This window comes from Bradyrhizobium sp. (assembly GCF_016462955.1).
GTDB lineage: Bacteria > Pseudomonadota > Alphaproteobacteria > Rhizobiales > Xanthobacteraceae > Bradyrhizobium.
The window spans coordinates 1-3893 of sequence record NZ_JAEMSD010000219.1 but is presented as its reverse complement, the minus strand read 5'-3'; the positions used below and the strand labels follow the sequence as shown (position 1 = coordinate 3893).

Genomic DNA, 3893 nt, shown 5'->3' with positions numbered 1-3893 from the left:
CCTGCTGGGCTTTGGTACGGTGGGCGGCGGCACCTTTGCGGTGCTGGCGCGCACACATCAAGCCGGCTCGGCCGAAATGCGGCTCGTGCCGTTACCGATGGTGCTACGCGAGCCGTAACCGATCAGGTTGCGCGCTTTCAGGTTGCGGGCTTGGGGGCGGACTGCGCCGATTTCTGCGGCTTGGCCGAACTCTTCTGATCGCCGGCGGCGTGCGCCTTGGGCGGCTTGGCGCCGGCGACGGCGCGCGGTTTCTTAGGCTTGGCGCTGGCAACGTCCTTGCGATCGGCGGTGCCGCGCTTGGAGATGTATTCCGCGCCGTCGATCGGGCCGACATGCGGCGGATCGCGGCCGAGATAGGGACGGCCGATGCCGTAGGCCTTGCCGTTGGCATCGACCCATTTCCACAGCTGTTCAGTCGAGACCCAGCGCTGCGCGCGGTTGTTGCCCTGGGTGCTGACGATGTCCGCGGCCATGCCGTGGCCGTAGCCGCCACGGGTGCTGCCGCCATGAAAGGAACGGTTGGAGGCGGCCTTCATGCCGCTTGCGATGGACTGGCGGTAGTCGTCGCGGAATGCGCTGGTGATGCCCGGCGACAGGCCGGCGGCTTCGGCCGCTAGCATCATGCGGAAGAGCTGCAGCTTGAAGCTCTTGTCCATGCCGCCGATGACGTAGTCCATCATCGACATGCCGACGCGCTCGGCCGCCTTCGGGTCCTTCCAGGTGAAGTCCTGATCGACCAGCTTGGTGAAGCTGCGCATCACCGTGACGGTCTTGCCCTTGCGCTTGACGGTGACGGCGCGCCGCTCCTGCACCTTCATCGTGTCTTCCTTGGCGGTGCGCTGATAGAGCGCCCAGAGGTAGCGGTCGACACAGGCCTCGATGACGAAGCATTCGTCGAGCACGGCGACGGTGTCGGCAGGCGGAGATGCCTTGCTCGCAGGCGTGACGGGGCCGCTTGCGATCACCGCGGAGGACGGGGCATCCGTCATCACGATCTCGGTGGGATCGGCGGACGCGAGCTTGACGGGCTCCTCAGTCGCGGCTGGGGCGGCAGTCTCGCTAACCGCAGCTTCGCTCACGGCGGCCTCGTCCACAATGAACTCAGGTTCAGGCGACATCAGCGGCGCGGGCGCCGTCTCCATCGGCAGGACCAGCAGCGGGTCGGCCGAAGCAAGCTGGATCGTGGAGGCTGGCGCCTCCGGCGTTGCCGGGATTGCTGGAGCAGGCGCCGCAGCGACGGAGGCGGCGATGTCGGCGGTCAGGGCAACACCATCCTCGATCGTTGCAGCGCGCGGCACGTCTGCGAGATCGAGACGGCTGAGATCCTTGGCGCGCGAGACGGCAGCCGCATTGGCGCCGCTGTTCTCGATCACGGCCGGCGCATAGGCGGACAGCGACAATGCCAGCCAGCCGGCGAGAACGGCACCAGGACACGATACCGCCACCAGAAGAGACCGCCGATCGTTCATGATCCCTGCCTCCAAACGTTCTGTTCGATCCAGCTCCTTCGAACAGTGATGATGCAAACAGTGTTGGCGAAACAGTCTTGCACGGAAAGGCACGCAGCGCGTCGATTGTTCGGGGGACCGTGTGGCGAGGCAATGGCGCAATTGGCGAGTGTGGGCTTTTCGAGAGGGAGTGTTGCCGAACTGCAACGCGGGTTCCATTTGCGTTGCGCGCCTTATGGCTGGTGCGCTGGAGCAGACGGATGGGGCACCTTGGTAAGTGGCTGAGCACCTTCTTATGGAGTGCCACGTCGCAGCCGGGCGTGATTCGCTGGATTTCGTAGCCATTAGGCATATCGTCATGCACCCTGCGCGATATTGCAATGCAGCAACGCGTGTCGCGCTGCAGCAAAATGCGCCTAGATAGAGCTTCGACCCGCAATCTTGGAGCACCACCAAAATGAACAAAAAGACCCTGTCGATCGCCGCGGCCATTCTGACGATCGCGGGCGGCACCGCGGCGTTCGCTGCCGAACTGCCGACCTATGAGGCCAATGGATTCCCGATTTCCCCACTGCAGGTGCGCGTGCTCGGTGCCACACATGTCGAGCAGCAGGTCGCATCGCCCAGCACAATCGCCTCGGTCCACCAGGCGAAGGTGCTCAGCTCGGGCAAATTGAAGACCGCGGACGTGACCACGCGCGCCGCCCGCTGAGAGCGAGCTTGTCAGTGGTGGACGGGGCCTCGCGCAGTGCGAGATTTCACGCCCCCGTTCCGCCCGCGGTATCACGACTCCGCATGCGCATTGCGCGTGCGGCCTTCACGGTTCTGCGCAGCCTCGTCGCGATGCCCGCGTGCCTGCCCTGCAACCGCGTGGGTTGAGCGGCTCAGCGCGACGACATATCGCTTGGTTCATGGATCAGCGAGCGAGCGGCGCTGACGCTCTCACCCAGAAGAACGATGCAGCGCCGGCACTGCTGGGCGTGGTCTGCGGGCTTGCCGCAGCGCTGTTCTGGGCGCTCGGCTTCGCCGCCACGCGGCACGGCCTCAAGGAAGGCTTCACGCCGGTCGATCTCCTGGTGCATCGCTATGTCTGGTCGGGGATCGCGTTCCTGCCGCTGGTGTTGCGCGCCGGACTCTCCGATCTCTGCGGCATCGGCTGGGGCAGGGGGCTCGTGCTGATGGTGCTCGGCGGTCCCGTGATGTCGCTGATCTCCTACAGCGGCTTCCTGTTCGTCCCGCTCGGCCATGGCAGCGTGATCCAGCCCTCTTGCGCGACGCTCGGCGGGCTCCTGCTCGCCGCGGTCGTGCTGAAGGAGCGGATCTCCGCCTCGCGCCTGACCGGCGCGCTCGTCATCGTCGCAGGCCTCGGCGTGATCGGCGCGGAATCGATCGGCCATATCGGGGCCGACGGCATCCAGGGCGATCTGATCTTTGTGCTCGCCGGATTCATGTTCGCCGGCTTCGGCGCGATGCTGCGCCGCTGGCGCGTCTCGGCGGTGCCGGCTGCGCTCGTCATCAACGTGCTGTCGCTGTTGCTGGTGCCCGTCTACGTCGCCACGGTCGGCATCGCCCACATGGCGGCGATCGGCGTGACCGAGAACGCGATCCAGGCGCTGGCGCAGGGCGTGCTTGCCGGACCCGCCGCGCTCTATCTCTACGCCGTCTCCGTCCAGCGTCTCGGCGTCGCCCGCGCCGCGGTGTTTCCGGCCTGCGTGCCGGCGCTGACGCTGCTCACTGGCTGGCTGCTGCTCGGCGAGCCGCCGACGATGCTGCAGTCCGCAGGCCTCGTGACGGTGCTGTGCGGATTCTATCTGGCGCAGCGGCAGAGCTAGCGGACCTCACGCCTTCCGCACGAACTCCGATTTCAAATTCATCGCGCCGATGCCGTCGATCTTGCAGGCGATGTCGTGGCCGTCGCTGGCGTCCTGCAGGCGGATGTTGCGCACCTTGGTGCCGCCCTTCACCACCGAGGACGAGCCCTTGATCTTGAGATCCTTGATCACGATGACGCTGTCGCCATCAGTGAGCACGTTGCCGTTGGCATCGCGCACGCCCGCAGCCTGCGCCGTGTCCGCGGCCGCCTCCGCTGCGCCGCTCCATTCATGGCCGCATTCCGGGCAGACCCAGAGATCGCGGTCCTGATAGGCGTGCTCGGAATTGCAGGTCGGGCATTTCATCGCGTCGGTCATGATGGCTGCTGTCTCGCGGTTCGTTCGCGGCGCGACCGTAGAGGCGGCGAGCGGGAAAGCAAGGAAAAGCTGCAAACCGCGCGGCGGCAGGCCGATGCGCCGGTGCTATGTCACCGAGTGACACGCGTTGAGCTGCATCAATGGCGCTGCGCAGGACGGCCGTATCCTCTTGTTCGGAAGTCACCGGAGATGGCGCGATGGACGACACGCTCAGAGCAAAAATCCAGGCCTTGCTGGACCAGCACCGCACGATGCG

General features: G+C 66.0%; 4 protein-coding genes. 2 read left to right on the top strand and 2 right to left on the bottom strand.

Translation table 11 applies throughout. The annotated features are described in order from the left end of the window. Positions 1-137: 137 nt before the first annotated feature. Positions 138-1469, bottom strand: coding sequence for a D-alanyl-D-alanine carboxypeptidase family protein (locus JHD07_RS21450; RefSeq protein WP_291625534.1), 1332 nt, complete (start codon positions 1467-1469; stop codon positions 138-140). Positions 1470-1905: 436 nt separating this feature from the next. Between JHD07_RS21450 and JHD07_RS21445 the strand changes: the two genes are divergently transcribed. Beyond that, positions 1906-2160 carry a hypothetical protein gene (locus JHD07_RS21445; protein WP_291625532.1) on the top strand — a complete coding sequence of 85 codons (255 nt, stop codon included), beginning with the start codon at positions 1906-1908 and terminating at the stop codon, positions 2158-2160. A 199-nt stretch (positions 2161-2359) separates the two neighbouring features. Continuing rightward, the gene (locus JHD07_RS21440) at positions 2360-3280 is read left to right on the top strand and encodes a DMT family transporter (RefSeq protein ID WP_291625530.1); all 921 of its coding nucleotides are present in this window, start codon (positions 2360-2362) and stop codon (positions 3278-3280) included. Between the two features lie 6 nt (positions 3281-3286). Here JHD07_RS21440 and JHD07_RS21435 read toward each other — a convergent pair whose 3' ends face one another. Further along, on the bottom strand, positions 3287-3637 hold the full coding sequence (locus tag JHD07_RS21435; RefSeq protein WP_291625527.1) for a zinc ribbon domain-containing protein YjdM: 351 nt from the start codon (positions 3635-3637) through the stop codon (positions 3287-3289). Positions 3638-3893 lie beyond the last annotated feature (256 nt).

What these genes read in the sequence shown, in the direction of transcription:
- JHD07_RS21450 (WP_291625534.1), bottom strand. Translation starts at nt 1,469, where the DNA reads ATGAACGATCGGCGGTCTCTTCTGGTGGCGGTATCGTGTCCTGGTGCC.
- JHD07_RS21445 (WP_291625532.1), top strand. Translation starts at nt 1,906, where the DNA reads ATGAACAAAAAGACCCTGTCGATCGCCGCGGCCATTCTGACGATCGCG.
- JHD07_RS21440 (WP_291625530.1), top strand. Translation starts at nt 2,360, where the DNA reads ATGGATCAGCGAGCGAGCGGCGCTGACGCTCTCACCCAGAAGAACGAT.
- JHD07_RS21435 (WP_291625527.1), bottom strand. Translation starts at nt 3,637, where the DNA reads ATGACCGACGCGATGAAATGCCCGACCTGCAATTCCGAGCACGCCTAT.